The sequence below is a fragment of the Nocardia takedensis NBRC 100417 genome, from assembly GCF_000308695.1.
In the GTDB taxonomy this organism is placed as follows: Bacteria; Actinomycetota; Actinomycetes; order Mycobacteriales; family Mycobacteriaceae; genus Nocardia; species Nocardia takedensis.
This window is the reverse complement of the sequence record NZ_BAGG01000034.1, coordinates 1-25,694: the sequence shown is the minus strand read 5'-3', so window position 1 is coordinate 25,694 and position 25,694 is coordinate 1. Positions and strand designations below refer to the sequence as shown.

Below are 25,694 nucleotides of genomic sequence, written 5' to 3'. Positions count from 1 at the left end.
GACTCTGCGAGACCCCGCGCGCCCCGATCATCACACCAGGATCGAGCACTTCCATCCGCAATCGGGGCGCGCGTGGACACCGGATTGTCTACAGTGCAGCGGAGCCGTCGACTTCCGGGACGCGACGACGAAGTGGACGAATCTCCTGCTGTGCTGTGATGGGAACCAGGGTGCTGGTTCCGACTTCACCTGCGACAAATCCAAGGCAGCCACCGACATCTGCTTCGATTTCCGAAATCCGAAGCTCTGGAGGCACGAACAGTTGGTGGTGGTGGATCGTGGCGGCCGAGCCTCGCCGATCGGCGGCCTCCCGGCAGGTGCCGCCACGACGGTCGACGCCGTCCTGAATCTCAAAGCACGACACCTGGTCAGGGCTCGTCGAGCGGTGATCGCGGCACGTCAGCGCGAACTCGAACGCCTCAAGACGCTGCACCGCGGCTTGAGCGCCCAGCAGCGGCGCAGGATCGCCGCCGCGATGGTTCGAGAGGCGGAGACCGCCGAGTTCGCGTCGGCGCTGTTGATGCTGGCGGCAGCCCTGATGCGCGACGAACGGCGATAGGAACGGTCGGCCGGGGTGGTGCCCACTGTCGTTGCTCACGCTCCTACGGGTTCGACGGCCAGCGCGCGCAGGTGGTCGGCGACAGCCTCGGTCAACCGGTCGGCGACCGCTCCGCCGCCGAGGATTCCTACGGTCATGTGGTCGCCGAAGGTGTAGACGAGGAAGGTGACGGCGGCGGAGGCGCCGGTGGAGGGGCGGGGGTGGGCGGAGAGGTAGAGGATTTCGTAGTCGGTGAGGGTGAGGCCGGGGGGTACGCGGAAGTCGGGGACGCGGCCGGTGTTGGTGACGGCGATGTGGCCCGCGGTGGAGCGGGTGCGGTGGGGGCCGAAGTAGTCGGGGAAGTGCAGGGCGGATTGGGCGATGAGGCCGGAGTCCAAATCGGCGCGCAGGCGGGCGGAGATGCGGCTGCCGAGATCGCCGAGGTCGGCGGCGGGATCGATGTCGGCGCTGAAGCAGGCCAGGCCGGCCATGTTGGTGCCTGCGGCGGGTTGGACGGGGGGTTCGAGTCGGGTGCGCAGGTCGACCGGGTAGAGGCAGTGCGCGGTGGTGGTCACGCCCGCGGTTTCGGCGATGTAGGCGCGCAGCAGGGCTGCGGTGACGAGTCCGTTGACGCTGACGCGGGTTCGGCTGCCGTGGGCGACGACACGCGCGGTGGTGTCGGCGTCGAGGACGACGCGTCGGGGGCGGGCCAGCGAGGGCGGTGCGGGGGTCGCGGGGTCGGCGGGCACGGTCTGTTCCGCGGGGGTGAGCGCGCGGGCGGCGGGTTCGAGGCCGGAATGCGGGCCGCGTGCGATGCCGCGATCGGCGGCGTACCACTCGAGCGAATTCGGATAGTCGTGCGGGACGACGGTTGTCGCCTCGGATTCGATCCGGTCGGTGTAGTGGTCCCAGAGTCGGGTGAACAGTTCCACGCAGAAGCGCGCGTCGGCGACGGCGTGGTGGGCGAACAGGGTGACGCGGGCGTGGTCCGCGCCCGAGGTGGTCACGTCGAGGTAGGCCAGGCGGGTGCGCGGGTCGACCGGGTCGGCCGGGATTCGGATCTCGGCGGTGTTGCCGTCGGCGATCGAGGCGGCGACGGGCGCGCCGCTGGGCCGCAGCAGGCGCCCGGTTCCGTCGTCGTCCTCGGCGATCCGGCACACCAGCACCGGGTACTCCAGCGCCAGCGCTTTGAACGCCTGGTCCAGTACCGCCGTGTCCAGGTCGCCTTCGACGCGCACCGATCGTCCCGTATAGGTCGCGTGCCGGACGAAACGCTGTTCCGACGGCGACAACACCCGCACCACTTCACCTTCGTGCCACTCCACCGGACAAGGGTGCGTCCCCACCGGATTCCACGCAATTCCGCGGATGGGACAGACTTGCCGGCATGAGTCTCGTGGCACATCTGGAACAGCTCGGCCGTCCGCTGGTCGAGCGGCAACTGACCCACCCGACGGTGGCGGGCATCGCCTCGGGCGCGCTGCCCGAGGCCGTATTCCGGTCCTGGCTCGAGCAGGACTACCTGTTCCTGCTCGATTACGTCCGGGTGTTCAGCAGGCTCGCCTGGCAGGCGCCCGCGGGGCATCTCGGTGATCTGGTCGACTTGGCGCACGCGACCTTCCACGACGAACTGGATCTGCACCGGTCGTTGGCGGCGGAGTTCGGCGCGGATCTGGCGGGCGCGGTGAAAGGTGCGCCGTGCGTGGCCTATACGACGTTCCTGTTGGAATCGGCGGCCGACTACGCCGACGGTCTGGCGGCGCTCTACCCGTGTATGTGGGGCTATTCCTCGCTCGGCGCGATCCTGGCCGAGAATCCGCCCGCCGACCCGCGCTATCGACGGTGGATCGACACCTACGCCGATCCGGGTTTCGCGAAGCTGACCGAACGCTGCGCGCAGATGCTGGACGAGGCGGCCACCGATCCGCGCCGGGCGCGCACGCTGTTCCTCGAGGGGATGCGCCACGAGTACGCGTTCTGGGATGTGCCGCTGTGAGACGCGCGAACAGGGCCGGTGCGCGCGCACCGGCCCTGTTCGCGGTATGAACTACGCGCCGATCAGGTGCTGGGCGAGGTAGCTCTCGACCTTGTCCAGTGCGATGCGCTCCTGGGCCATCGTGTCGCGTTCGCGGATGGTGACGGCCTGGTCCTCGAGGGTGTCGAAGTCGACGGTGATGCAGAACGGGGTGCCGATCTCGTCCTGGCGGCGGTAGCGGCGGCCGATGTTGCCCGCGTCGTCGAATTCGACGTTCCAGTTGCGACGCAGCGCGGTGGCCAGATCCTTGGCCTTGGGCGTCAAGTCGACGTTGCGCGAGAGCGGCAGCACCGCCGCCTTGACCGGGGCGAGCCTGCGGTCCAGGCGCAGCACCGTGCGGACGTCGACGCCGCCCTTGGTGTTCGGGGCCTCGTCCTCGGCGTAGGCGTCGACCAGGAAGGCCATCAGCGAGCGCGTCAAACCGGCGGCCGGTTCGATGACGTAGGGGACGTAGCGCTCGTTGGTGGTCTGGTCGAAGTAGACCAGCGCGGTGCCGGAGTGTTCGCCGTGGGTCTTGAGGTCGTAGTCGGTGCGGTTGGCGATGCCCTCGAGCTCACCCCATTCGCTGCCCTGGAAGCGGAAGCGGTACTCGATGTCGGTGGTGCCCGCCGAGTAGTGCGACAGCTTCTCTTTCGGGTGCTCGAACAGGCGCAGGTTGTCCGGGTCGATGCCGAGGTCGGTGTACCAGGCGAAGCGGGTCTCGATCCAGTACTTGTGCCATTCGGCGTCCTCGCCGGGCTTGACGAAGTACTCCATCTCCATCTGCTCGAACTCGCGGGTGCGGAAGATGAAGTTGCCGGGGGTGATCTCGTTGCGGAAGCTCTTGCCGATCTGGGCGATGCCGAAGGGCGGCTTCTTGCGCGCGGTGGTCATCACGTTGGCGAAGTTGACGAAGATGCCCTGGGCGGTCTCGGGGCGCAGGTAGTGCAGGCCCTCTTCGTCATCGACGGGGCCGAGGAAGGTCTTGAGCAGGCCGGAGAAGTTCTTCGGCTCGGTCCACTTGCCGGGCTGGCCGGTCTCGGGGTCGTTGATGTCGGCCAGGCCGTTGGCGGGCGGGTGGCCGTGCTTCTCCTCGTAGGCTTCCAGGAGGTGGTCGGCGCGGTAGCGCTTGTGGGTGTGCAGCGATTCCACGAGCGGGTCGGTGAAGGTGGCGACGTGGCCGGAGGCTTCCCAGACCTGACGTGGCAGGATCACCGAGGAGTCGAGACCGACGACGTCCTCGCGACCGGTGACCATCGAGCGCCACCACTGCTTCTTGATGTTCTCCTTGAGTTCGACACCGAGCGGACCGTAGTCCCATGCCGACTTGGTGCCTCCGTAGATCTCACCGCACGGGTACACCAGACCCCGGCGCTTGGCGAGGTTGGCAACGGTGTCCACCTTCGACTTGGGTGCCACGCGAGAATTCTCCATCCACTGCGAGTCGGAATTCGTCTCCATTCGGAGACCACGAGTGCCTTCAGCCTATCGGCACCCGTCGAACGAATTTCCACCGCACGCCGCGACACCGCGCGCCGGGTTTGACATGCGCACCCGTGCATATCAAAATGGGATCGCTTTCCATTAAGGAGTTGGTTCGATGACAGCCGATGCCGCCACCGCTCACAGCCACAACCCGTACCGGTCCCCCGGTCCCGCGCCGGTCCCGACCAGGGCCGTCCTCGAGGACGCGGGTGAACTGTTACGCGCCCTGGCGGCCCCCGTGCGCATCGCCATCGTGCTGCAACTGCGGGAATCGCCGCGCTGCGTGCACGAACTGGTCGACGCGCTGGGCGTCACACAACCTCTGGTCAGCCAGCATCTGCGCATCCTGAAGTCCGCGGGCGTCGTCCACGGCGAACGGTCCGGCCGCGAAGTGCTCTACGAACTCGTCGACGACCATCTCGCGCACATCGTCGTCGACGCCGTCGCGCACGCCGAGGAAGGGTGATCCGTGCCTGACCAGACAGTGGATCCGGCCAAATCGGTCGGCGTCCGCAGCACCCGTCAGCGCAGCGCCATCGCGGCGCTGCTCGACGACATCGAGGAATTCCGCTCCGCCCAGGAACTGCACGACGAACTGCGCCGCCGCGGTGAGGGAATCGGGTTGACCACCGTTTACCGCACGCTCCAGTCGCTGGCCGACGCGGGCATGGTCGACGTGTTGCGCACCGACACCGGCGAATCGGTGTACCGGCAGTGTTCGCACGGCCACCATCACCACTTGGTGTGCCGCCACTGCGGGCGCACCGTGGAGGTGGAGGGCCCGACCGTGGAGGCGTGGGCGGAAGCCGTTGCGGGAGAACACGGTTTCACCGAGGTCAGCCACACCATGGAGATCTTCGGCAGCTGCCGCGACTGCACCGCCGCGGGGGCACGGAAGACGGACTGAAAATCCCCGGTTAACATCCGCGCGACCGGCCACTATCCACTGGGGAATCGATCCACAATGGAGATTCCAACCCAGGGAGGAAGCGTGCGTACATCACTGCGCAGCGCACGGGGAATTCGCGCCACCCGGATCACCGCGATCGCGTTCGCGAGCGTGTCACTGCTGTTCACCTCCGCCTGTCTGGACGAGGACCCGCCGGGCACGCCCGTGGCCTCGCCGACGGCGGCCGCACCCGGCGGGCAGGCCACCGCGGCGCCCGGCGGCGGCAACGCCACGGGCGCGCCGGATTCCGGGCGCGCGGTGGTCCGCACGGTCGGGAAGACCGGCTGGTTCGAAGGATTCGAGATCACCGTGGACAAGGCCACCGTGGTCCCCGACGAATACGGCGGCGGTCAGGTGCTCATCGACATCACCTACAAGAACACCACGAACGAGAACCTCACCCTGAGCAACAACTCCCATCTCCAGGTGGGCAAGGAAGTCGACGGCGGCGCCGGTTTCGACAACCCCACCGTGCCCGGCAACGGGTCGGCCGGCGGCAGTGTGCGCACGCCGGTGCAGGCGCTCAAGGACGCTGAGCACCTGCTCGACACGATCACCGTCGTGTACGGCGAATCCACCGACAACCAGACCAAGATCCCGCTGGCCGCCTCGGCGAAGGTCGAGAGCGTGCAACCGCGCACGCTGCCGGTCACCGGAACCCTGGTCCAGGATCAGACCACGGTGCAGGTCACGGGGGCCACGCTGCATCCCAGCTACGCCGTGGGCGAGCGCGGCAAGGACGAACTCGCGCTGCGGGTGAAGTTCGTCGGCGGGCCCGGGATCGCCGCGGGCGGAACGAATATCTACTACCAGTACTTCAGCCTGCGCACGCCCGGCGGGGAGACGTTGGTCGCCGACTTCCGCGGCACCATCAACGAACTGCTGAGCAGCAACCAGACCATCGACAAGGCCGACAACTACGCCATCTTCGTGGTGCCCTCGCCCGCGAACGGCTCCTACACGGTCAGCTACAACGCGGCGGGCGAAGAAGGCGCGGCCGGCGCGCCGACCTTCACCTTCACCGTGTCCTGAACCGATTTTCGAACGCCGAACGGGCGGGGCGTCATTCTCGACGCCCCGCCCGTTCGGCGTTCCGACTCAGGTGGCGGGCACCGGTTCCGCCGCGGCGGGCGCGGCCGCCGCTTCGGCCGGGCGGCGTTCGCGCAGCACGCCGACGGCCAGCAGGGCCACGGCCCCCGCCACCCAGATCGCCAGCACCGTCACCGGTCCGGCCGAACGCGCGCCGTCGAAGAAGGCCACCGAACGCATCAGCGAGGACGCCGCGCCGGGCGGGAGGAACTGTCCGATCGCGCCCCAGGGCTGCGGGAGCAGTTCGGGAGCCGAGGTGGCGGCCGAGAAGGGATTGCCGATCAGCAGCATCGCCAGCGCGGCGACGCCGATTCCGGGCGGACCCGCTATCGCCGTCATCCCGACGACCGAGCCCGCGACCGCCAGCGACACCAATCCGGCCACGCCCGCCAGCAGCAGGTAGGAGCCGGGCACCACCGACATCCAGCCCTGGATGATGGCCATCGACAGGAATCCGCCCGCGACGCCGAAGGTCAGCAGACCGACGATCCGCGCGGCGACCAGCGGGACCAGGAAGGTGAGCAGGACGCCCGCCGCGATGCCCGACATCACCAGCGGCAGCACCATCGCGCCGAAGGCGGCGCCGCGCGGATCGTCGGAATCGGCGGCCACCACGTCCTCGACCTGGGCGCCGGGTGTGCGGGTGATCGCCTGGGCCACGCCCGTGAGCTGTTGGGCCACCGCGGGACTCGCGCCCGAGGCGACCAGCATCCGGGGCGCGCCACCGCCGGTGACGACCGCGCCGTAGACCTCGCGTTCGGTGAGAGCGGTGCGGGCCGCGGCTTCGTCGGCGACGGTGGTGATCTCGTAGGCGCCGGGTTGGGCGGCGTTCAGTTGCGCTTCGATCTGACTCGCCTGCGGGCCCGTCACGGCCAGCGGTAGATCGCGCGGCGCGATATTGGCCGCAGGCCACGCGAACGCGATCAACATCAGTGCCTGGAGCAGGGCCGCGCCGAGACCGACGGCCAGGGCCCGCTGCGTGGAGTTCATGAGCTGTGTCTCCCCTAAATCGAATGGTCGTTCTCTTTCGATGGGACAACGGTCGCACTTCGGCTCGACAGTTGTCAAGAACGAATATTCGTTTTATTTTGGACACATGCCAAGAGTCAGCGAGGAACACCTGGAACGCCGCAAGCAGCAGATCCTGGACGCGGCACGGGTGTGCTTCGCGCGCAAGGGTTTCCACAACACGTCCATGCAGGACGTGTTCGCCGAGGCCGACCTGTCCGCCGGAGCCGTCTACCGGTACTTCAAGAGCAAGAACGACATCATCGCCGCGCTGGCCACCCAGGCCATGACCGGACTGCGCGGGGCCATGATCGAGGCCATCCACGCCGACCCGCTGCCCACCCCCGCCGAACTGATCACCCTGCTCACCGAGCGCATCGTGACGCTCAGCGGGCCGGAAGGACCCATCCGCCTCGCCCCGCAGGCATGGTCACTGGCCGTGGTCGACCCGGAGGCCACCGGCTACATCCGCGACGCGATCCGCTCGCTGCGGGCCGCATGGTACGAGTACGCCGAACGCATGCTGGCCGCCGGATGGCTCCCCGAGGACGCCGACACCGAAGCCGTCGGAGCCACCCTCATCGGCCTGCTGCCCGGCTTCATCCTCCAGCACCTGATCATCGGCGACATCGCGCCGGAGACCTTCGCCCGCGGAGTGCGCACCCTGTTCCCCTACGGCGAGCAGGTCGCCCCGAGCGCGTGAGATCAGGCGGGCGCGAGCAGACCCGTGCGCGCCCGGCCCGCGCCGGAGAGCACCAGCAGCAGCATCGTCGCCAGCGCCTGATCGTCCAGACCGGCGGCGGGAAAGGTGTAGCGCAGGATGACATCGGCGAGCTTGCCGTGCCCGATCACCGTCAGCGAACCGAATTGCAGCGCGTTGTTGCGCTCGGCGACCCGCTTGTGCAGTTGCGGCTTCAACGGGCGGTCCCAGGCCAGCACACAGGTCAGCGTCAGCACGTCCAGACCCGGCGCGAGATTCACCGCGCGCAGCGAACTCAGCGCGCCCTCGTACTCGAATCCGATCGACCCGTCGGCGTCGACGCGCACGTCCACGTCGTAGAGCGACAGGCAGGCGCCGGCCCGCGCCTGCAACTCCTGCTCGGGGGTGACCGCTGCGTCCATATCCGTGCCGCCGTTCACTTCGTGCCGCCGAAGCGGCGGTCACGCGAAGCGTACTGGAGACAGGCGGCCCACAGGTTGCGCCGATCGAAATCCGGGAACAGGGTGTCCTGGTAGACGAATTCGGCGTAGGCCGACTGCCAGATCAGGAAGTTGGAACTGCGGAACTCCCCCGAGGGACGCAGGAACAGGTCGACATCGGGCATATCCGGTTCGTCCAGATACCGGGCGACGGTCTCCTCGGTCACCTTCTCCGGATCGATCTCCCCCGCCGCCACCCGGCGCGCGATCTCCCGTGCGGCGTCGGCGATCTCGGCGCGCCCGCCGTAGTTCACGCACATCGTCAACGTCATGACGGTGTTGTCGCGGGTCATCTCCTCGGCGATCTCGAGTTCCTTGATGACGCTGCGCCACAACCGCGGCCGCCGCCCCGCCCAGCGGACCCGCACGCCCATCTCGTGCATCTCGTCGCGACGGCGGCGGATCACGTCGCGGTTGAAGCCCATCAGGAAGCGCACCTCGTCGGGGCTGCGCCGCCAGTTCTCGGTGGAGAAGGCGTAGGCCGAGAGCCACTTCACGCCGATCTCGATACAGCCCTCGACGGTGTCCATGAGCACCGCCTCGCCGCGTTCGTGACCCGCGGTGCGCGGCAGACCGCGCTCCTGGGCCCAGCGACCGTTGCCGTCCATGACCAGCGCGACGTGACGGGGAACCAGGTCGGCGGGGATCTCCGGCGGGCGCGCGCCCGAGGGATGCGGCGACGGCGGACGCACCGAACGTTCGGTGCCGGGGTTCGGCTTGGTGGTCGTGGAGTCGCGGCGCAGGATCACGGGCTCCATCCTGCCTGATGCGCCGCGACCGTCGAGCAGGTCCCCGCTACCCCACCGCGGGGGCGCGGACCGACGCCGAACGCTCGATCAGCGGCAGTGTGCGCAACTGCCGTTCCAGATGCCATTGCAGATGCGCGGCCACCAGACCCGACGCCTGTTTGCGCACCGATTCGGGCGCCGACTCGACGTGTTCCCACTCCCCGCGCCGCAGCGCGGTCAGCAGTTCGAGGACGCCGGAGGCCGGGGTGGCCGCGCCCGGCGGACGACAGTGCACGCACACCGCGCCGCCCGCGGCGACGTGGAAGGCGCGATGCGAACCGGGAGTCGCGCACTTCGCGCACTCGTCCAGGGCGGGCGCCCAACCGGCGAAACCCATGGCGCGCAACAGGAACGCGTCCAGGATCAATTCGTGCGGACGCTGCTTGGCGGCGATGGCGCGCAGGGCGCTCGCGGTCAGCGCGTGCAGTTTCGGCGCGGGGGCGCGCTCCTCGCCCGCCAACCGTTCGGCGGTCTCGAGCACCGCGCACGCGGTCGTGTAGCGGCCGTAGTCGTCGATGATGTCGGCGGCGAAGGCTTCCACGGTGTGCACCTGGGTGACCACGTCGAGGGTGCGGCCCGGATGCAACTGCACGTCGATGTAGGCGAAAGGCTCGAGTCGGGCCCCGAATCGCGACTTGGTGCGCCGGACCCCTTTGGCGACCGCGCGCACGAGCCCGTACCGGCGGGTGAGCAGCGTGACGATGCGGTCGGCCTCACCCAGCTTGTGCTGGCGAACCACCACGGCCTCGTCCCGGTACAAACGCACGGGCCCCATCTTTCCACGCGCGCCCGACACCGATCGGGTCGGCGCGCGCGATCCCCCGCCGGTGATCGGCCTCGGCCGGTGCGCACAGGCCGGACGACGCGGCGCGTCAGCGGTCGGCGCGCTCGGGGCGGGGCCGCAGCCGGGCATCAGCGAGGCGACGCAGGCGGCGCTCAGCGGTCCGCGCGTTCGGGGCGGGCGCGCAGGTGGGCGCGTTCGCCCTGTTTGCCGAACAGGCTGAGGAATTCGACGGGTTCGGGGTCGGCGGCGCCGAACCAGTGCGGGAGTCGGGTGTCGAATTCGGCGGCTTCGCCCGGGGCCAGCACCAGGTCGTGTTCGCCGAGGATCACCCGCAGCCGTCCGCTCAGGACGTAGAGCCATTCGTAGCCCTCGTGGGTCTTCGGGTCGGGATGACGGCGGGAGCTGTCGGCCGCGATGACGATCTTGAACGCCTGGATGCCGCCCGCGCGCTTGGTCAGCGGGACCATGGTCATGCCGCCGCGTACGACCGGGCGCAGGTGGATGCGCGGGTCGCCGGTGGGCGGGGCGTCGACGAGTTCGTCCAGGGTGACGCCGTGCGCGCGGGCCAGCGGCAGCAGCAGTTCCAGGGTGGGTTTGCGCGCGCCGGATTCCAGTCGCGACAGCGTGCTGACGGAGATGCCGGTGCGGGCGGACAGGTCCGCCAGGGTGGTTTCGCGTTGTCGGCGCAGGGCGCGCAGCCGTGGGCCGACCGCGTCGAGCGCGTGGTCGAGGTCGGTGTCCATGCCGTACAGTTTGCCACAACGGCAAATGCACTTGCCATATTCGCGGGATCGGACGCAAGGTGGTCGGCGAAGGAGGTGGTCACGATGACCGAGGAACTGGAACAGGGTTACGACGTGGTGGTCGTCGGCGGTGGGGCCGCGGGACTCAACGGGGCGCTCATGCTGGCGCGTTCACGCCGCTCGGTGGCGGTGATCGACGCGGGACAGCCGCGCAACGCGCCCGCCGAGGGCATCCACGGACTGCTGGGGCACGACGGCTTGCCGCCGGCCGAACTGCTCGCGCGGGGACGGGCGGAGGTGCGCCGCTACGGCGGACAAGTGGTCGACGGTGAGGTGGTCGACGTGGCCCGCGACGGCGCGGGGTTCACCGTCACCCTGCGCGACGGGCGCGCGGTCGGCGCGCGCCGACTGCTGGTCACCACGGGACTGGTCGACGAACTGCCCGAGGTCCCCGGCGTGCGCGAGCACTGGGGGCGCGCGGTCGTGCACTGTCCGTACTGCCACGGCTGGGAGGTCCGCGACACGGCCATCGGCGTACTCGGCAGCGGGCCGATGTCGACCCACCAGGCGCTGATGTTCCGTCAGCTCAGCGCGGACGTCGTCTACTTCACCCACACCGTGCCGCCGACCGCCGAACAGGCCGAGCAGTTGACCGCGCGCGGCATCAGGATCGTGGCCGGCGAGGTCGCCGGACTGGTGGACGCGGACGGCACGCTGACCGGCGTGCGACTCACCGACGGCGCGGTGGTCGACCGCGAGACGGTGGTGGTGGGGACCCGGATGGTGGCCCGCGCGGAATTCCTGTCCGGGATCGGCCTGGTTCCGGTGGAACACCCGTCGGGCGCGGGCGTGCACCTGCCGGTCGACCCGACGGGACGCACCGAGGTCGCCGGGATCTGGGCGGCGGGCAATGTCACCGAGCCCAGCGCGCAGGTCGGGGCGTCGGCGGCGGCGGGCGCGATGGCGGGCGCGATGATCAACGCCGATCTGGTCATGGCCGAGACGCGGGAGGCGGTCGAACAGGCCACCCCCGTCCCGGCGACCTGAGCCGCGACTCCAAGCGCGGCCCGACCTCGACGCGATAGGCGACGGTGCAGGCCCGGAGGCGTGCACGGGAAGCCGTGCGCTCAGGAGCGCAGCAGGCCGGAGACCAGCAGCATCAGCGACTGCTGCGCCTGCGCGCGGGCGGCGTCGCGGTCCTCGGCGTGGGCGACGACCAAGCCGGCTTCGGCGACCGCGCTGAGGACGAGTTGGCCGAGGACGCGGACGGGGACGTCGGGGATCAGCCCGGCGTCCTTGGCCTTGTCCAGTTCGGTGACGATGAGTCCGAGGCCGTGGCGCATCTCGATCTCGCGCCACTGTTCCCAGCCGAGGACTGCGGGCGCGTCGTAGAGGGCGATCCGGATCATCTCGGGGCGCTGGCAGATCTCCAGGAAGGCGTTGAGGCCCACGGCCATGCCGACCATCAGGTCCTCGCCCTCGACGGCGCGCATCGCGGCCCTGATCTCGGCGGTGTTGTCCACCTCGAGTTGTTCGAGGACGGCCAGGAACAGTCCGCGTTTGTCGCCGTAGTGGTGGTGCAGCGCGCCGCGGGTGACACCGGCCTCGGCGACCAGCAGTTCCGCCGAGGTGGCGGTGAAACCCTTGTCCGCGAACAGGCGGCGGCCCGCCTGTTCGAGCGCGGACCGGGTGGTGCGCGAGCGGTCCTCCTGGCTACGGCGTGGCATGCAGCCGAGTGAACTCCAGGATCGCGGCGGTGAGCAAACCGGGCTGGTCCTCGGGGATCAGCGTGTAGGAATCGGCGACGAAAGTGGTGCCGACCACGGGCAGATCCCGGGCGAGCCGTTCGGCGTGGGCGACGGGGAACAGGCGGTCCTCGCTCGCCCACACCAGGTGCACCGGCACCCGCACCCGATCGAAGTGCTCGGCCGCCGCGAGGGTGTAGCCGTTGTCCAGCGTCGCCAGGAAGCGGCGCAGGTCGGCGCGGATCGCGGCCGAACGGCGACTGGGCAGCAGGTAGGAGTCGGTGACCTCGCGCGCCACCGGATATTTCGTGATGAGGCCGAAGACCAGCGGCAGGCGGTGCAGCGCCCGCACCCGCAGGGTTTCGGTGATCACGCGCGCCATGCCCGGCAGTTGGGCCAGGCGGCCCAGGGTCGCGAACGGCTGCGGCGGGAAGGTCTCGTAGCTGTCCACGGCGGCCAGCACCACGCGGCCGATCCGTTCCGGCGCGCGCGTCAGCAGGATCTGGGTGAGCGCGCCGCCGGTGTCGTTGGCGACGAGGGTGACATCGCGCAGGTCGAGGCGTTCGAGGAATTCGGCGAGCAGGTCGGCCAGACCGGTCGGGGTGAGGTCGGCGTCGGGGGTGGGGATGGTGTGCGCGCCCAACGGCAGGGTCGGGACCAGGCAGCGGTGACCGGCGCCGGCGATTTCCGGGGCGACCTCGCGCCACAGGTCGGCGTTGACCAGCAGGCCGTGTACGAAGACGACCGGCCGGCCCGCGCCGAGGTCGTGGTATTCGACGCGGGCGCCGGTCAGGTCGACGGTGCGGGCGGGACCGAGGGCGGGGCTGACGGCCATGGGAATCACCTTTCGTTGACTGCGACCACTGTTACATACATACGGTATGTATGTCTATGTCGACCGTGCGCTTCGGGGCCCGCTCGCGATAACCCTTGTAGAGGATCGACTTATGGACGGACGACCATTAGCGGCGCTACCGTTCACCCACGCGACAACGAGAGGTGGCTCACATGACCGCGGCCGAACGTGGGCGGCTCATCCCGGTACCCGATCCGGCGGCGCCGCATGCCGCGCCGGACCTCGGACTCGCCGCGAGCGCCGCCGCGCTGGCCGCCGGGACGCACACCGCCGTCGACCTCGTCACCGCCGCCCTCGACCGGATCGAGGCCAGTCAGCCGACGCTCAACGCGTTCCGGATCGTCCGCCGGGACAAGGCCCTCGCCGAAGCCGCCGCCGCGGACCGCCGCCTCGCCGCGGGGGAAAGACTCCCCCTGCTCGGCGTGCCCATCGCGGTCAAGGACGACACCGACATCGCGGGCGAACCCACCGCGTTCGGCTGCGGCGGCGACCTGCCCACCCAGACCGCCGACGCCGAATCGGTGCGCCGACTGCGGGCCGCCGGCGCGGTCATCGTGGGCAAGACCAACACCTGTGAACTCGGCCAACTGCCTTTCACCAGCGGCGCGGCCTTCGGCTACACCCGCAATCCGTGGGCGGAGGACCGCACGCCCGGTGGGTCGTCCGGCGGATCGGCGGCCGCGGTCGCCGCCGGACTCGTCCCCGCCGCACTCGGCTCCGACGGCGCGGGATCGGTGCGCATCCCCGCGTCGTGGACCAACCTCGTCGGCATCAAACCGCAGCGCGGCCGGATCTCCACCTGGCCGCACCCCGAACTGTTCCACGGGCTCACCGTCAACGGACCGCTCGCGCGCACCGTCGCCGACGCGGCCCTGCTGCTGGACACGGCCGCGGGCGCGCACCTCGGCGACCGGCACACCCCGGACCCGCTCACCGTCTCCGACGCCGTCGGCCGCGATCCCGGCCGCCTGCGGATCGCCCTGTCGCTGCGCATCCCGTTCACCGCGACGAAGACCGCACTCGACCCGCGGGTCGAGGCCGCCGTCCGGCGGATGGCGGCCACGCTGCGCCGCCTCGGTCACACCGTCACCATCGCCGACCTGCACTACGGCCTGCTGCTGGGCGCGTCCTTCCTGCCCCGCTCGATGGCGGGCATCCGGCAGGTCGCGACCCGGATGCCGGGCGCGGTGGTCGACCCGAGGACCACCGCCAACGTGCGCATCGGACGTCTGCTCGGCGGTCCGGCGCTGGCCGCCGCGCGCCACGCGGAACCGTTGCTGCGCAAGCGGATCGGCGGCTTCTTCCGCGACTACGACGTGGTCCTGGCCCCCACCACCGCCACCCCGCCGCCGCGCGTGGAACAGATCGACGGCATCGGCGTCGGCGCGACCAACGGTCTGATCACCGCCGCCTGCCCCTACACCTGGCCGTGGAACGTGCTGGGTTGGCCGAGCGTGAACATTCCGGCGGGCTTCACCCACACCGGCCTGCCGGTCGGCGCGCAACTCATGGGCACGGCCGACACCGAACCGCTGCTGGTGTCGCTGGCCGCGCAGGTCGAGGAGGAACTGCACTGGGAGCGCCTGCGCCCCGAACGATGGTGGTGACCGGATTTCCCGGCAGGCTCAGAAACCCAAGCGCCCCAGCTGTTTCGGATCGCGCTGCCAGTCCTTGGCGACCTTGACGTGCAGGTGCAGGTAGATGCGCACCCCGAGGATGTGCTCGATCTGCTGACGGGCGGCCGTGCCGACCTCCTTGAGGCGCGCGCCCGCCTTGCCGATGATGATGGCCTTCTGACTCGGGCGCTCGACGTAGAGCAGGGCGTGCACGTCGAGCAGATCCTCGTTCTCCTCGCGGGGCAGCACCTCCTCGATGACCACGGCCAGCGAATGCGGCAGTTCGTCGCGCACGCCCTCCAGCGCGGCCTCGCGGATCAACTCCGCCATCAGGGTTTCCTCGGGCTCGTCGGTCAACTCGCCGTCGGGATAGAAGGCGGGACCTTCGGGCATCTTCGAGGCGATCACCTCGACCAGGACCTCGACCTGTTCGCCGCGCACCGCCGAGACCGGCACCACCTCGGAATCGGGCCCCAGCAACTGCGAGACCGCCATCAACTGCGCGGCGACCTGGTCGCGCCCGACCTTGTCGATCTTGGTGACCACGCCCAGCAGCGTGGTCTTCGGGGCCATCTGCCGGATCTGCTGCACGATCCAGCGGTCGCCCGGCCCGATCTTCTCGTCGGCCGGGATGCACAGCGCGATCACGTCCACCTCGGAGTAGGTGTCGCGGACCAGATCGTTGAGCCGCTGCCCCAGCAGCGTGCGCGGACGGTGCAGGCCGGGGGTGTCGACCAGGATCAACTGGGAGTGCTCGCGGTGCACGATGCCGCGGATGGTGTGCCGGGTGGTCTGCGGCCGCGAGGAGGTGATCGCGATCTTCGCGCCGACCAGCGCGTTGGTCAGCGTGGACTTGCCGGTGTTCGGCCGTCCGACGAAACAGACGAAACCCGAACGGAATTCGGCGGTGTCACCCGCGAGGCGACCGTCAGCCACCCTGCACCTCGGCGGCGGCGTCATCGATGATGTCGAAGACCGCGCCGTCACGATCGGTGAACACGATGCGGGCCGCGGGCGAGACCTCCCGCACCGCCGTCACGCCCTTGTCGGAGAATTTGCCGCCCACCACGACCGCGGCCTCGAAACCCTCGGCCCCGCTGGACAGCGCCGCCGCGACCGCGGACTGCAACGCCGTCAGGCGCAGCGCTTCCAGGGCGACCTCCCCCGCGGCGTAGGTGCGTCCGTCGGTGTCGCGCACCGCCGCGCCGCTGCCGCCGCCGGTGCGGCCGAGCGCGCCACGAGCCAGCACGACCAGTTTGTTGTCCTCGGAATCCAGTTCAGCCATCGGTGTCTCCGTCCTCGTGACGATCGTCCGGGGTGCCCGGTTCCGATCCGTTGGTCTTGCGTTTGCCGTTCTTCTCGCCCGCGGCCCGCTCCGCGCCGACCTCGGCCGGACGCGCCTTGACCGACTCGCGACGCACCACGACCGTGTTGACCCGCATCCGCCCGCGCGCGTCGGGACCGCCTTCGCCGCGCAGCACCAGACCGTGCGCGGTGACCTTCGACCCGGGCAGCGGCACGCGCCCGAGTTCGTGCGCGAGCAGACCGCCGACGGTGTCGACGTCCTCGTCCTCGATCTCGAGGCCGTACAACTCGCCCAGATCCTCCACCGACAATCTGGTGGACACCCGGTAGCGGCCGTTGCCCAGATCCTCCACCGGCGGCGTCTCGTCGTGGTCGTATTCGTCGTTGATCTCGCCGACGATCTCCTCGAGCACGTCCTCGATCGTCACCAGGCCCGCGATGCCGCCGTACTCGTCCACCAGCAGCGCCATGTGGTTGCGACGGCGCTGCATCTCGTCGAGCAGTTCGTCCAGGGGTTTGGAGTCGGGCAGGAACACCGCGGCGCGCATGACCTCGCGCACCTTGACCTTGCGGCTGCGATCCGCGTACGGCACAAGGTCTTTGAGGTAGACCACGCCGAGGATGTCGTCGACGTTCTCACCGACCACCGGGATGCGCGAATGACCGCTGCGCACCGCCAGCGACGTCGCCTGGGCCGCGGTCTTGTCCGCCTCGATCCACACCATCTCGGTGCGCGGCACCATCACCGCGCGCGCCGCCGTGTCGCCGAGTTCGAAGACCGACTGGATCATGCGCCGCTCGTCGTCGGCCACCACCCCGCGCTCCCCCGCCATCTCGACCACTTCGCGCAACTCGATCTCCGAGGCGAACGGGCCGTTGCGGAACCCCTTGCCGGGGGTGATCGCGTTGCCGATCAGGATCAGCAACCTGCTGACCGGGCCGAGCACCAAACCGATGAACTGCAACGGCAGCGCCGCGACGAGCGCGATGGAATAGGCGTGCTGGCGGCCCAGGGTACGGGGGCCGACACCGATCACCACGTAGTCGACCAGGACCATGACCGTCGCGGTGATCAGCAGCGCCAACTGCTCGCGCTCCCAGATGTCGAGCAGGGCCGCCGCGAGCAGCACGGTGGAACTGATCTCGCACAGGATGCGCAGCAGCACCATGAGATTCACGTAGCGCGCGCGGTCGTCGATGATGCGGCGCAGCCGCGACGCGCCCGCCCGCTCGGCGCGCACCATATCGTCCACCCGCGCGGGCGAGACGGTGTTCAGCGCGGAATCGATGCCCGCGAACAGACCGCCGACGGGCACCAGCAGACAGGCGAACAGGATCAGCAGCGAAACGCTCACGCGGGGCCCAGTGCGTCACCCGGCGCGGTGAACCCCGCCTTGCCCAGCAGTCTGGCGTCGCGTTCGGCGAGCTCGGCCCGCACCCGCGCCTGCCGCAGACTCTCGTACCACTCCTCGAGCAGCCGGGCCTGCAAGGCGAACATCTCCTTCTCCTCCTCCGGCTCGGCGTGGTCGTAGCCGAGCAGGTGCAGGACGCCGTGCACGGTGAGCAGCGCGAGTTCGTGCTCGAGCCCGTGCCCCGCCTTGCGGGCCTGGGCCGCGGCGAACTCCGGGCACAGCACGATGTCACCGAGCATGGAGGGGCCGGGCTCGGGGCTGTCCGGCCGACCGCCCGGCTCGAGTTCGTCCATCGGGAACGACATGACGTCGGTGGGACCGGGCAGGTCCATCCAGCGCATGTGCAGGTCGGCCATGGTGTCGAGATCGACCAGCACCATCGACAGTTCCGCCGCCGGGTGCACGTCCATGCGGGCGATCACGAAGCGCGCGACACTGACCAGGTCTTCTTCGGGTACGTCGATCCCCGACTCGTTGGCGATCTCGATGCTCACCTGAACAGGGTATTCGGTGCGGCCGCCGGAGCCGCTATCGGCTCACGCCGAGCGGGCTCCGGCGGCCTGCCTCAGCGCCGACCGCCACGATCGGCCGCCCGTCGCTGCGCCCGGTTGCCCGGGTAGTGCTGACCGACGGCGGGCCGGGTGTCGGCCTCGAACTTGTCGTAGGCGTCGACGATATCCGAGACCAAGCGGTGCCGGACCACGTCGCTGCTGGTCAGGTAGGCGAAGTGGATGTCCTCGATCTCGGTGAGGATCTCGGTGGCCGCCCGGAGGCCAGACCGCGCCCCGGAGGGCAGGTCGACCTGCGTGACGTCACCCGTCACCACGATCTTCGAGCCGAAGCCCAAGCGGGTGAGGAACATCTTCATCTGCTCGGCCGTGGTGTTCTGCGCCTCGTCCAGGATGATGAACGAATCGTTGAGCGTACGGCCGCGCATGTAGGCCAGCGGCGCTACCTCGATGACGCCCGCGGCCATGAGCTTGGGAATGGCCTCGGGATCCATCATGTCGTGCAGCGCGTCGTAGAGCGGGCGCAGATACGGATCGATCTTCTCGTTGAGCGTGCCCGGCAGGAAGCCGAGCCGCTCGCCCGCCTCCACCGCGGGACGGGTCAGGATGATCCGGTTGACCTGCTTGGATTGCAGCGCCTGCACAGCCTTGGCCATACCCAGATAGGTCTTGCCGGTACCGGCCGGACCGATGCCGAACACGATGGTGTTGGCGTCGATCGCGTCGACGTAGCGTTTCTGGTTCAGGGTCTTGGGCCGGATGGTCTTACCGCGCCGGGACAGGATGTCCAGGCTCAGGACCTCCGCGGGCGACTCCGTGGAGCCGTCGGTCAGCATGGACACCGTGTGGCGCACCGCCTCCGGGGTCACCACTCGATTCCGACCGGTCAGCGCGACGAGCTGCTCGATGACCCGCTCGGCCAGGGCGACGTCGGCCGCCTTGCCGGTGAGGGTGACCGAATTGCCGCGGACGTGGATGTCGGCGGCGAGCAACTGCTCGAGTTCACGCAGATTCTGGTCGGCCGAACCGAGGAACGGGAACACGGATTCGGGAGCGAGCTCGATGCTCGAACGCACGGTGCGCGCTGCGGGGCCCGAACCGTGGTCGCCGGCCTCTGTGCCTGCTGCGGGGTTGGTCGGGTCGCCGATCTCGCCTTGTGTTCTCAAAAGTGGCTATAGCCTGCTTTCCGGTCTCGAGGAGTCGTTGACCAAAGTTTAACGCGCCCCACCGACAGGGCACAGTGAATAATCGGCGGCGGAACGCCCCTTCCGCGCCCGTCGGGCGGTATTTCGCTACCAGCGAGCGGTGAGCGCGCCCAGTGCGCCGAGAGCCACCGCCGCCGCCGTGGAGGTGCGCAGCACCGTCGGCCCGAGCAGGACGGGACGCGCGCCCGCCGCCGTCAACGCGGCCAGTTCGGCCTCGTCCAGACCGCCCTCGGGCCCGACGACGAGCACCACCGCCGCGGCCGAGGCCAACGGCAGCGCGGTGAACCGGTCGAGGCCGGATTCGTGCAGGGCGGCCACCACCGCGCCCGCCGCGACCGCCGCGCGCACCCGCTCGACCACGTCGGCGGTGCGGTGCAGGTCGGCGACCTCGGGGATGTAGGGACGGCGCGACTGCCGCGCGGCCGAACGGGCCGCGGCCCGCCACTTGTCGACGGCCTTGGCGGCCTTGCCCTCCCAGTTGGCCACGCAGCGCGCGGCCTGCCACGGCACGATGACGTCGGCGCCCGCCTCGGTCATCAGTTCCACCGCCAATTCCGAGCGGTCGGATTTCGGCAGGGCCTGCACCACCGTCACCGGCGGGGCGACCGGCGGCGCGACCGCGCGGTCCACGATCCGCAACTCCAACCGATCCCGTTGGGCCGCGACCACTTCCGACGCGGCGAGCAGGCCGCGACCGTCCGAGAGCGTGATCGGTTCGCCGACCCGGATGCGCCGCACCGTGGCCGCGTGCCTGCCCTCCGGGCCGTCGAGGACCGCGACCGCCCCCGGTTCCGGGATCTCGTCGAGATAGAAGACGGTGGCGGCCAACGGATCAGCGTCCGCTGAAGGAGGCGCGCAGCCGCGCGAACAGTCCGCTGTTGTGCTCGGACTGCGCCGTCATGACCTCCGCGCGGTCGCGCTCGCGCAACCCCTTGTACTTGCGCAGCAGATCGCTCTGCTTGCCGTCGAGTTTGTTCGGCACCACGATGTCCAGGTGCGCGAGCAGATCGCCGCGAGTGCCCGACCGCAGTTTGGGCATGCCGTGCCCGCGCAGCACCGACACCTCGTTGGGCTGGGTGCCCGGCGCGATGTTCAGCTCGGTCGGCCCGTCCAGGATGGTGTCGATGACCACGGTGGTGCCCAGCGCGGCGTCCACCATCGGCACCCGGATCGTGCAGTGCAGATCGTCGCCGTCGCGCACGAACACGTCGTGCGGTTGCTCCACGATCTCGACGTACAGGTCGCCCGCGTGGCCGCCGCCGGGGCCGACCTCGCCCTGCGCGGCCAGACGCACCCGCATACCGCTGGCCACGCCCGCCGGGATGGGCGCGGCGATCTCGCGGCGGGCGCGCACCCGGCCGTCGCCGCCGCACTTGTGGCAGGGATCGGGGATGGTCTCGCCCGCGCCGCGGCAGGTCGGGCAGGGACGCGAGGTGAGCACCTGCCCCAGGAACGAACGCTGCACCGACTGCACTTCGCCCGCGCCGGAACAGGTTTCGCAGCGCACCGGCTTGGAGTTGCCGTTGGTGCCCGCGCCGTGGCAGGTGTCGCACAGGATCGCGGTGTCCACGGTGAGGTGCTTGGTGACGCCCACCGCGCACTCGGCCAGGCTCAGCCTGGTGCGCAGCAGCGAATCGGCGCCCGGTTGCACGCGACCGCGCGGTTTGCGCTGACCGCCGCCGCCGTTCATCCCGCCGAAGAACGCCTCGAAGACGTCGCCGAGGCCGCCGAAGCCCTGGCCGGAGAAGCCGCCACCGCCGCCACCGCCGGATTCCAGCGGGTCGCCGCCCATGTCGACGATGCGGCGCTTGTCCGCGTCCGACAGCACCTCGTAGGCGGCCGAGACCTCTCGGAACTTGGCCTGCGCCGCCTCGTCGGGGTTGACGTCGGGATGCAGTTCGCGCGCCAGTTTGCGATAGGCGCGCTTGATCTCCTGGTCGGTCGCGTTCTTGGCGACGCCGAGCAGTGCGTAGTAGTCCCGTGCCACGTGAGTCTCTAGTCCTTGGTCGCTCTCCATCGCCCGACCGGCAGGCCGGACGCGGGCTCTTCCTTGTCCACAGCGCTCCGACCGCATACGCCCCCGCACGATTCCACGAGCGGTCGAGCATTAGTCGGATACACTCAACTTTATCCGGCCGGAGGTTCGAGGGTAGCAGCGCCACCGAACCTCACCGTTCTGCCAGTACCTCACCGATGTAGCGAGCCACCGCCGCCACCGAGGCGATGGTGCCCGGATAGTCCATCCTGGTGGGTCCGAGCACGCCCATCCCGCCCAGAATCGCCCCGGAGGCACCGTAGCCGGTGGACACCACCGAGGTGCCGCGCATCTGTTCGACCTGGGTCTCCTCGCCGATGCGCACCGTCACCGTGCCCGGTTGCTGGGCGGCGGCCAGCAGTTTGAGCACCACCACCTGCTCCTCGAGCGCCTCGAGGACCTGGCGCAGCGACCCCGGCAGGCCGAAATCGGCGGCATTGCGGGTCAGGTTGGCGGTGCCGCCCAGGACCAGACGCTCCTCGGGATGTTCGACCAAGGTCTCCACCAGCACGGTCGAGACCCGGATCAGCACGTCGCGCAGCTTCGGCGGGGCGTGTTCGGGGAGTTCGGCGACCGCGGCCGAGGCCGAGGCGAGCCGTTTGCCGTCCATCGCGCCGCCGAGCATGCCGCGCAGGGCGGCCAAATCCTCGTCGTCGACCAACGCGCCCAGTTCCACCAGACGCTGATCGACGCGCCCGGTGTCGGTGATCACGACCAGCAGCAACCGGGCCGGATTCAGCGCCACGACCTCGATGTGGCGGACCGTGGAGGCGGACACCGTCGGGTACTGCACCACGGCGACCTGCCTGGTCAATTGGGCCAGCAACCGCACGCCGCGGCGCAGCACGTCGTCCAGGTCGACGCCGGATTCCAGGAATTCCATGATCGCCCGGCGTTCGGCGCCCGAGAGCGGTTTGACCTCGGAGATCCGGTCGACGAACTGCCGGTAGCCCTTGTCGGTGGGGATACGGCCGGAACTGGTGTGCGGTTGGGTGATGTAGCCCTCGGCCTCCAGCACGGCCATGTCATTGCGCACGGTGGCGCTGGACACCCCCAAGTTGTGCCGTTCGACCAGGGTCTTGGAGCCGATCGGCTCCTTGGTGGCGACGTAGTCCGCGACAATGGCGCGTAGGACCTCGAAGCGCCGGTCCTCGGTGCTCGACATCGGGCCTACCTCCTCGCTCATCGGAGCGCCGCCCACGCCACCGCTGCGCCCGTGTGACAGGCCGACGCCCCCCGGGCGACCGCCGCAACGCCGATCTCCCGGTTCCGTCCGAGTATCCAGTCTAAGTGCCCGTACACCCGATCGCGCCGGTAGCGCGGTGCTCGCCCACGCCGGGACCGGGCCGCGCCGGACGCGCGACCCGGTCCCGTGGCGCGGTTCAGTTCGCGGCGGCGGCCTCGACCACGGCCGCCACCTCCCCCGGGCGCGAGACCAGCGAGGCGTGCGAGGCGTCGAGTTCGGCGCTCCTGGCGCCCATCCGCTGGGCCATGAAGCGCTGCGCGGCGGGCGGGATCACCCGGTCGTTCGCCGAGACCAGGTACCAGGTCGGCACCTCGGCCCAGGACGGGGCGACCGACGGTTCGAGGTTGGCGGCCAACGCGATCGAGTGTTGGTGGGCGATCATCGTCGCCGCGGTGGCGTCGTCCACGTCCTGGGCGAAGACCTCGTGGAAGCTGGTCGGCGCGACGTAGCCGTCGACATTCTTGCCCGCGATGCCGGTGGGGTCGTCGACCAGTTCCAGTTGCAGCACCGGCGGCAGCAGCCTGCTGCCCGGGTACTGGAACGGATTGAGCAGCAGTTGCGCGAATTCGCCCGCCTGCGGCGCGAAAGCGGCCACGTAGACCTGGGATTCGACGTCCGGGTCGTGGATCTGGCTGATGACGAATCCACCGTAGGAGTGCCCGACCAGAACGATCGGGCCGTCGATGGTGTCGAGCACGCGCTGCACGGCGGCGGCGTCGTGGGCGGGGCCGCGCAGCGGGTTCTCGGCCACCACCACGGTGTGCCCGTCGGCGCGCAGTCGCGCCGCGACGCCGTCCCAACTGGTGGTGTCGGCGAACGCGCCGTGCACGAGCACGATGGTGGGTTCGGCCTGGGCGTGCGCGGGCGCGGCCAGGACCGCGGCGCCCAGCGTGAGGGTCAGGGCCGCGAGCGCGGCGCGCAGGGCGGCGCCGAATCGTGTGCTACCGGTCGACATTGCGGATCTCCTCGATGGTCATCGATGGATACGGAACTGCCGGGACATCATGGTGCGGCGCCCGCGGGACGCGCGGAATCCTCGGAGCGACCGCCGCGGGGCGGGGTCGAGCCTAGGGGTAGAGCGACCGACCGCCGCCCAGGAGATCCGGGCGCGCCGGCCGTGTCGTGACGCGGCGAGCGGTCAGTCCGGGAAGCCGGCCTGCTTGCCCGCGAGCGCGTCGAGACCGAGCATCGCGAGCAACGCCTGGCAGTCGGCGGCGTTCTCGGCGTGACCCGCGACGGTTCGGGCCGCGATCGCGCTCTGGCGCGCGTTCTCGGCCTTCTCCGCGGCGCGTGCCTCGGCGAATTCGTTGGGCTCGTGGACGAGGGTGATATTGCGTGCCGCAGGCATGGCATGAACTCCTTGGGGTTGCTCGGAGCCTATACGGCCCACCCCGACCCGCGATAGGGACGACTACGGCCAATCGGCCGCGCCGTCTCACACCAGCAGGTCGCGGACCACCCCGTCGGCGAGCAGCCTGCCGCGATCGGTGAGGACCAGGCGCTCGCCCGCGATCTCGGCGTTGCCGCGCGCCACGATCCCCGGCACGGCGGCGCGGCCGTCGGCGTCCAGGTCGCGCAACGGAAGTCCCTCGCGCAGGCGCAGGGCCAGCATGACGCGCTCGGTGTAGCGCTCGGCGTCGGTCAGCGCCTCCCACCCCGCGGCGGGCAGACCGTCGGCGGCCACCCGGTCGACGTAGCGCGCCGGATGTCTGACGTTCCACCACCGCACGCCGCCGACGTGGCTGTGCGCGCCCGGTCCGGCGCCGAGCCAGTCGCCGCCGTCCCAGTAGCCGAGGTTGTGTCGGCACCGCGCGGCCGGACCGGTCGCCCAGTTCGACACCTCGTACCAGTCGAATCCGGCGGCGCGCAAACGCGCGTCGAGGCGTTCGTAACGGGCGGCGAGGACGTCCTCGTCGGGGGCGGGCAGTTCGCCGCGGCGGACCCGGCGGGCCAGCGCGGTGCCGTCCTCGACGATCAGCGAGTACGCCGAGACGTGGTCGACCCCCGCCGCGAGCACGGCGTCGATGCCCGCGTCGAGGTCGGCGTCACGTTCGCCGGGGGTGCCGTAGATCAGGTCGAGGTTGACGTGCTCGAAGCCCGCCGCGCGGGCTTCCCGGGCGGCGGCGACCGCGCGCCCGGGGGTGTGGGTGCGGTCGAGCACCTTCAACACGTGTTCGGCCGCGGACTGCATGCCGAGCGAGACCCGGGTGTAGCCGGCGGCGCGCAGGCGCGCGAAGAAGGCCGGGTCGGTGGATTCGGGATTGGATTCGGTGGTCACCTCGGCGTCGGCGGCGAGGGTGAAGTGTGCGCGGATCGCGTCCAGCACCTCGGCCAGGCCGTCGCCGCCGAGCAGCGAGGGCGTGCCGCCGCCGACGAAGACCGTCGAGACCGGCGGCGTCGGGCTCGGGAGTTCGGCGAAGCGGACGGCGGCGGCGCGCAGTTCGCCTTTCAGTCCCTCCAGCCAGGAGGCGGGCGAGGCGGAGGTGCCGAGTTCGCCGGCGGTGTAGGTGTTGAAGTCGCAGTATCCGCAGCGCGTCGCGCAGAAGGGGACGTGCACGTAGACGCCGAACGGGCCGCCGCCGAAATCCCGCAGCACCGGTCGGTCGGTGGCGGCGGGGACGGAGGTCGCGGCGGGGGAAGTCACCTCACCAGTGTGCCGGGCCGACCGGCTCGCGGATCCGTGGGCCGGTCGGCGCGAGGCCGAGGGGCGGCGGGCACGGCGCGGCGGGAAGTCGGCAGGTCGCGTGTCCGTGCGACCGGATTCGGACGATCCGGATGCCCTGCGGTCGGTCGCGGCCGGCAGGACTATGACTGCCGTCACAAATCGGACCATCGTCCAGGGCATTTCCCCCGCCTTCGCGGGAAATACTGGCAGGGCGGTCGGAACCGACGATCGTACATGGCACAATAGGCCCCATGCGCGGATCCGGAGTACGACTTGTGGCGCGTCGCCACGTCGACTTCAAGCGCGTCTGCAGTGCCTGTTGTCTGTCCGGTTCCCACCGGTAGTCCAGCGGCGCGCGTTCCGGGATTCCGCCCCGGAATCCTTCCCGATATCGCATCGGTCCGCTGACCACCGCGGGCGCGAGTTCAGCCCCTCGCGTCGACAGCCAGGATGACGAAACCACCCAGCAGGAGCGACCACATGACGTCGACCACCGACGCCG

At 70.2% G+C, this 25,694-nt stretch carries 28 protein-coding genes; 7 read left to right on the top strand and 21 right to left on the bottom strand.

The features are described from left to right. Nucleotides 1-88: 88 nt before the first annotated feature. Complete coding sequence (locus ON30_RS40055) at nt 89-598, bottom strand: hypothetical protein (RefSeq protein ID WP_169334889.1); 510 nt, start codon at nt 596-598, stop codon at nt 89-91. After that, nucleotides 595-1,863 carry a phthiocerol/phthiodiolone dimycocerosyl transferase family protein gene (locus ON30_RS08020; protein ID WP_245553974.1) on the bottom strand — a complete coding sequence of 423 codons (1,269 nt, stop codon included), beginning with the start codon at nt 1,861-1,863 and terminating at the stop codon, nt 595-597. Before ON30_RS08020 ends, ON30_RS40055 begins: the two co-directional genes overlap by 4 nt. A gap of 62 nt (nt 1,864-1,925) precedes the next feature. Here ON30_RS08020 and ON30_RS08015 point away from each other — a divergent pair, with 62 nt between their 5' ends. Continuing rightward, nucleotides 1,926-2,534 carry a TenA family protein gene (locus ON30_RS08015; RefSeq protein ID WP_040705408.1) on the top strand — a complete coding sequence of 203 codons (609 nt, stop codon included), beginning with the start codon at nt 1,926-1,928 and terminating at the stop codon, nt 2,532-2,534. A 51-nt stretch (nt 2,535-2,585) separates the two neighbouring features. Here ON30_RS08015 and ON30_RS08010 read toward each other — a convergent pair whose 3' ends face one another. Then, nucleotides 2,586-3,986 carry a glycine--tRNA ligase gene (locus ON30_RS08010; RefSeq protein ID WP_174387427.1) on the bottom strand — a complete coding sequence of 467 codons (1,401 nt, stop codon included), beginning with the start codon at nt 3,984-3,986 and terminating at the stop codon, nt 2,586-2,588. A 166-nt stretch (nt 3,987-4,152) separates the two neighbouring features. On the opposite strand from ON30_RS08010, the gene ON30_RS08005 reads away from it, so the two are divergent. From ON30_RS08005 to ON30_RS35970, 3 genes are all read left to right on the top strand, one after another. Further along, complete coding sequence (locus ON30_RS08005; protein ID WP_040705407.1) at nt 4,153-4,503, top strand: ArsR/SmtB family transcription factor; 351 nt, start codon at nt 4,153-4,155, stop codon at nt 4,501-4,503. Nucleotides 4,504-4,506: 3 nt separating this feature from the next. Continuing rightward, the gene (locus ON30_RS08000; RefSeq protein ID WP_040705405.1) at nt 4,507-4,944 is read left to right on the top strand and encodes a Fur family transcriptional regulator; all 438 of its coding nucleotides are present in this window, start codon (nt 4,507-4,509) and stop codon (nt 4,942-4,944) included. An 84-nt stretch (nt 4,945-5,028) separates the two neighbouring features. Next, nucleotides 5,029-6,018, top strand: a complete 990-nt coding sequence (locus tag ON30_RS35970; RefSeq protein ID WP_051029069.1) for a hypothetical protein — start codon at nt 5,029-5,031, stop codon at nt 6,016-6,018. A gap of 66 nt (nt 6,019-6,084) precedes the next feature. Here the strand turns inward: ON30_RS35970 and ON30_RS07990 are convergent, their stop codons facing one another. Next, a complete protein-coding gene (locus ON30_RS07990; RefSeq protein ID WP_040705403.1) occupies nt 6,085-7,065 on the bottom strand; it encodes an ABC transporter permease in 981 nt (326 codons plus the stop codon). 106 nt (nt 7,066-7,171) lie between these two features. On the opposite strand from ON30_RS07990, the gene ON30_RS07985 reads away from it, so the two are divergent. Further along, the gene (locus ON30_RS07985) at nt 7,172-7,786 is read left to right on the top strand and encodes a TetR/AcrR family transcriptional regulator (protein WP_040705401.1); all 615 of its coding nucleotides are present in this window, start codon (nt 7,172-7,174) and stop codon (nt 7,784-7,786) included. Nucleotides 7,787-7,788: 2 nt separating this feature from the next. Here the strand turns inward: ON30_RS07985 and ON30_RS07980 are convergent, their stop codons facing one another. The 4 genes from ON30_RS07980 to ON30_RS07965 all read right to left on the bottom strand — a co-directional run bounded on the left by ON30_RS07980 (nt 7,789) and on the right by ON30_RS07965 (nt 10,598). Next, complete coding sequence (locus ON30_RS07980) at nt 7,789-8,205, bottom strand: YbjN domain-containing protein (protein WP_040705399.1); 417 nt, start codon at nt 8,203-8,205, stop codon at nt 7,789-7,791. A gap of 14 nt (nt 8,206-8,219) precedes the next feature. Beyond that, nucleotides 8,220-9,041, bottom strand: a complete 822-nt coding sequence (locus ON30_RS07975; RefSeq protein ID WP_085999292.1) for an isoprenyl transferase — start codon at nt 9,039-9,041, stop codon at nt 8,220-8,222. 37 nt (nt 9,042-9,078) lie between these two features. After that, nucleotides 9,079-9,837, bottom strand: a complete 759-nt coding sequence (gene recO, locus ON30_RS07970; protein WP_040705397.1) for a DNA repair protein RecO — start codon at nt 9,835-9,837, stop codon at nt 9,079-9,081. A gap of 170 nt (nt 9,838-10,007) precedes the next feature. Further along, the gene (locus tag ON30_RS07965) at nt 10,008-10,598 is read right to left on the bottom strand and encodes a helix-turn-helix domain-containing protein (protein ID WP_040705395.1); all 591 of its coding nucleotides are present in this window, start codon (nt 10,596-10,598) and stop codon (nt 10,008-10,010) included. A gap of 84 nt (nt 10,599-10,682) precedes the next feature. Here ON30_RS07965 and ON30_RS07960 point away from each other — a divergent pair, with 84 nt between their 5' ends. Further along, nucleotides 10,683-11,645 (top strand): NAD(P)/FAD-dependent oxidoreductase, encoded by a 963-nt coding sequence (locus ON30_RS07960; protein WP_051029078.1) that lies wholly within the window; start codon nt 10,683-10,685, stop codon nt 11,643-11,645. Between the two features lie 80 nt (nt 11,646-11,725). Here ON30_RS07960 and ON30_RS07955 read toward each other — a convergent pair whose 3' ends face one another. Together ON30_RS07955 and ON30_RS07950 are read right to left on the bottom strand one after the other, a co-directional pair. Then, nucleotides 11,726-12,325 carry a TetR/AcrR family transcriptional regulator gene (locus ON30_RS07955; protein ID WP_040705393.1) on the bottom strand — a complete coding sequence of 200 codons (600 nt, stop codon included), beginning with the start codon at nt 12,323-12,325 and terminating at the stop codon, nt 11,726-11,728. Continuing rightward, nucleotides 12,312-13,178 (bottom strand): alpha/beta fold hydrolase, encoded by an 867-nt coding sequence (locus tag ON30_RS07950; RefSeq protein WP_040705392.1) that lies wholly within the window; start codon nt 13,176-13,178, stop codon nt 12,312-12,314. Before ON30_RS07950 ends, ON30_RS07955 begins: the two co-directional genes overlap by 14 nt. Before the next feature lie 173 nt (nt 13,179-13,351). Here ON30_RS07950 and ON30_RS07945 point away from each other — a divergent pair, with 173 nt between their 5' ends. Further along, on the top strand, nt 13,352-14,806 hold the full coding sequence (locus ON30_RS07945) for an amidase (RefSeq protein ID WP_083911223.1): 1,455 nt from the start codon (nt 13,352-13,354) through the stop codon (nt 14,804-14,806). 18 nt (nt 14,807-14,824) lie between these two features. Here ON30_RS07945 and era read toward each other — a convergent pair whose 3' ends face one another. From era to hemW, 11 genes are all read right to left on the bottom strand, one after another. Beyond that, nucleotides 14,825-15,751 (bottom strand): GTPase Era, encoded by a 927-nt coding sequence (gene era, locus ON30_RS07940; RefSeq protein WP_040705390.1) that lies wholly within the window; start codon nt 15,749-15,751, stop codon nt 14,825-14,827. Continuing rightward, nucleotides 15,744-16,100, bottom strand: coding sequence for a cytidine deaminase-like protein (locus ON30_RS07935; protein ID WP_040705388.1), 357 nt, complete (start codon nt 16,098-16,100; stop codon nt 15,744-15,746). Before ON30_RS07935 ends, era begins: the two co-directional genes overlap by 8 nt. Beyond that, a complete protein-coding gene (locus tag ON30_RS07930; RefSeq protein ID WP_040705386.1) occupies nt 16,093-17,475 on the bottom strand; it encodes a hemolysin family protein in 1,383 nt (460 codons plus the stop codon). The genes ON30_RS07935 and ON30_RS07930 overlap by 8 nt, the downstream gene beginning before the upstream one ends. Beyond that, a complete protein-coding gene (gene ybeY / locus ON30_RS07925; RefSeq protein ID WP_040705384.1) occupies nt 17,472-18,026 on the bottom strand; it encodes an rRNA maturation RNase YbeY in 555 nt (184 codons plus the stop codon). Before ybeY ends, ON30_RS07930 begins: the two co-directional genes overlap by 4 nt. 71 nt (nt 18,027-18,097) lie before the next feature. Further along, nucleotides 18,098-19,189, bottom strand: coding sequence for a PhoH family protein (locus ON30_RS07920; RefSeq protein ID WP_051029077.1), 1,092 nt, complete (start codon nt 19,187-19,189; stop codon nt 18,098-18,100). A 144-nt stretch (nt 19,190-19,333) separates the two neighbouring features. Then, nucleotides 19,334-20,074, bottom strand: coding sequence for a 16S rRNA (uracil(1498)-N(3))-methyltransferase (locus tag ON30_RS07915; protein ID WP_040705380.1), 741 nt, complete (start codon nt 20,072-20,074; stop codon nt 19,334-19,336). Nucleotides 20,075-20,078: 4 nt separating this feature from the next. Next, nucleotides 20,079-21,233: a molecular chaperone DnaJ gene (gene dnaJ / locus ON30_RS07910; RefSeq protein WP_040705378.1), complete on the bottom strand. Its 1,155-nt coding sequence runs from the start codon at nt 21,231-21,233 to the stop codon at nt 20,079-20,081. A 181-nt stretch (nt 21,234-21,414) separates the two neighbouring features. Next, a complete protein-coding gene (gene hrcA, locus ON30_RS07905; RefSeq protein WP_040705377.1) occupies nt 21,415-22,446 on the bottom strand; it encodes a heat-inducible transcriptional repressor HrcA in 1,032 nt (343 codons plus the stop codon). A 217-nt stretch (nt 22,447-22,663) separates the two neighbouring features. Continuing rightward, nucleotides 22,664-23,482 (bottom strand): alpha/beta fold hydrolase, encoded by an 819-nt coding sequence (locus ON30_RS07900; RefSeq protein ID WP_051029067.1) that lies wholly within the window; start codon nt 23,480-23,482, stop codon nt 22,664-22,666. Nucleotides 23,483-23,665: 183 nt separating this feature from the next. Then, complete coding sequence (locus ON30_RS07895; RefSeq protein WP_040705375.1) at nt 23,666-23,875, bottom strand: hypothetical protein; 210 nt, start codon at nt 23,873-23,875, stop codon at nt 23,666-23,668. An 87-nt stretch (nt 23,876-23,962) separates the two neighbouring features. Further along, nucleotides 23,963-25,171 carry a radical SAM family heme chaperone HemW gene (gene hemW / locus ON30_RS07890; protein ID WP_040705373.1) on the bottom strand — a complete coding sequence of 403 codons (1,209 nt, stop codon included), beginning with the start codon at nt 25,169-25,171 and terminating at the stop codon, nt 23,963-23,965. Between the last annotated feature and the right edge of the window lie 523 nt (nt 25,172-25,694).

Coding starts and splice junctions, on each gene's coding strand:
- ON30_RS08015 (WP_040705408.1), top strand. CDS start 1,926: ATGAGTCTCGTGGCACATCTGGAACAGCTCGGCCGTCCGCTGGTCGAG.
- ON30_RS08010 (WP_174387427.1), bottom strand. CDS start 3,986: ATGGAGAATTCTCGCGTGGCACCCAAGTCGAAGGTGGACACCGTTGCC.
- ON30_RS08005 (WP_040705407.1), top strand. CDS start 4,153: ATGACAGCCGATGCCGCCACCGCTCACAGCCACAACCCGTACCGGTCC.
- ON30_RS07990 (WP_040705403.1), bottom strand. CDS start 7,065: ATGAACTCCACGCAGCGGGCCCTGGCCGTCGGTCTCGGCGCGGCCCTG.
- ON30_RS07985 (WP_040705401.1), top strand. CDS start 7,172: ATGCCAAGAGTCAGCGAGGAACACCTGGAACGCCGCAAGCAGCAGATC.
- ON30_RS07980 (WP_040705399.1), bottom strand. CDS start 8,205: ATGGACGCAGCGGTCACCCCCGAGCAGGAGTTGCAGGCGCGGGCCGGC.
- ON30_RS07975 (WP_085999292.1), bottom strand. CDS start 9,041: ATGGAGCCCGTGATCCTGCGCCGCGACTCCACGACCACCAAGCCGAAC.
- ON30_RS07965 (WP_040705395.1), bottom strand. CDS start 10,598: ATGGACACCGACCTCGACCACGCGCTCGACGCGGTCGGCCCACGGCTG.
- ON30_RS07960 (WP_051029078.1), top strand. CDS start 10,683: ATGACCGAGGAACTGGAACAGGGTTACGACGTGGTGGTCGTCGGCGGT.
- ON30_RS07955 (WP_040705393.1), bottom strand. CDS start 12,325: ATGCCACGCCGTAGCCAGGAGGACCGCTCGCGCACCACCCGGTCCGCG.
- ON30_RS07950 (WP_040705392.1), bottom strand. CDS start 13,178: ATGGCCGTCAGCCCCGCCCTCGGTCCCGCCCGCACCGTCGACCTGACC.
- ON30_RS07945 (WP_083911223.1), top strand. CDS start 13,352: ATGACCGCGGCCGAACGTGGGCGGCTCATCCCGGTACCCGATCCGGCG.
- ON30_RS07935 (WP_040705388.1), bottom strand. CDS start 16,100: ATGGCTGAACTGGATTCCGAGGACAACAAACTGGTCGTGCTGGCTCGT.
- hrcA (WP_040705377.1), bottom strand. CDS start 22,446: ATGTCGAGCACCGAGGACCGGCGCTTCGAGGTCCTACGCGCCATTGTC.
- ON30_RS07900 (WP_051029067.1), bottom strand. CDS start 23,482: ATGTCGACCGGTAGCACACGATTCGGCGCCGCCCTGCGCGCCGCGCTC.
- ON30_RS07895 (WP_040705375.1), bottom strand. CDS start 23,875: ATGCCTGCGGCACGCAATATCACCCTCGTCCACGAGCCCAACGAATTC.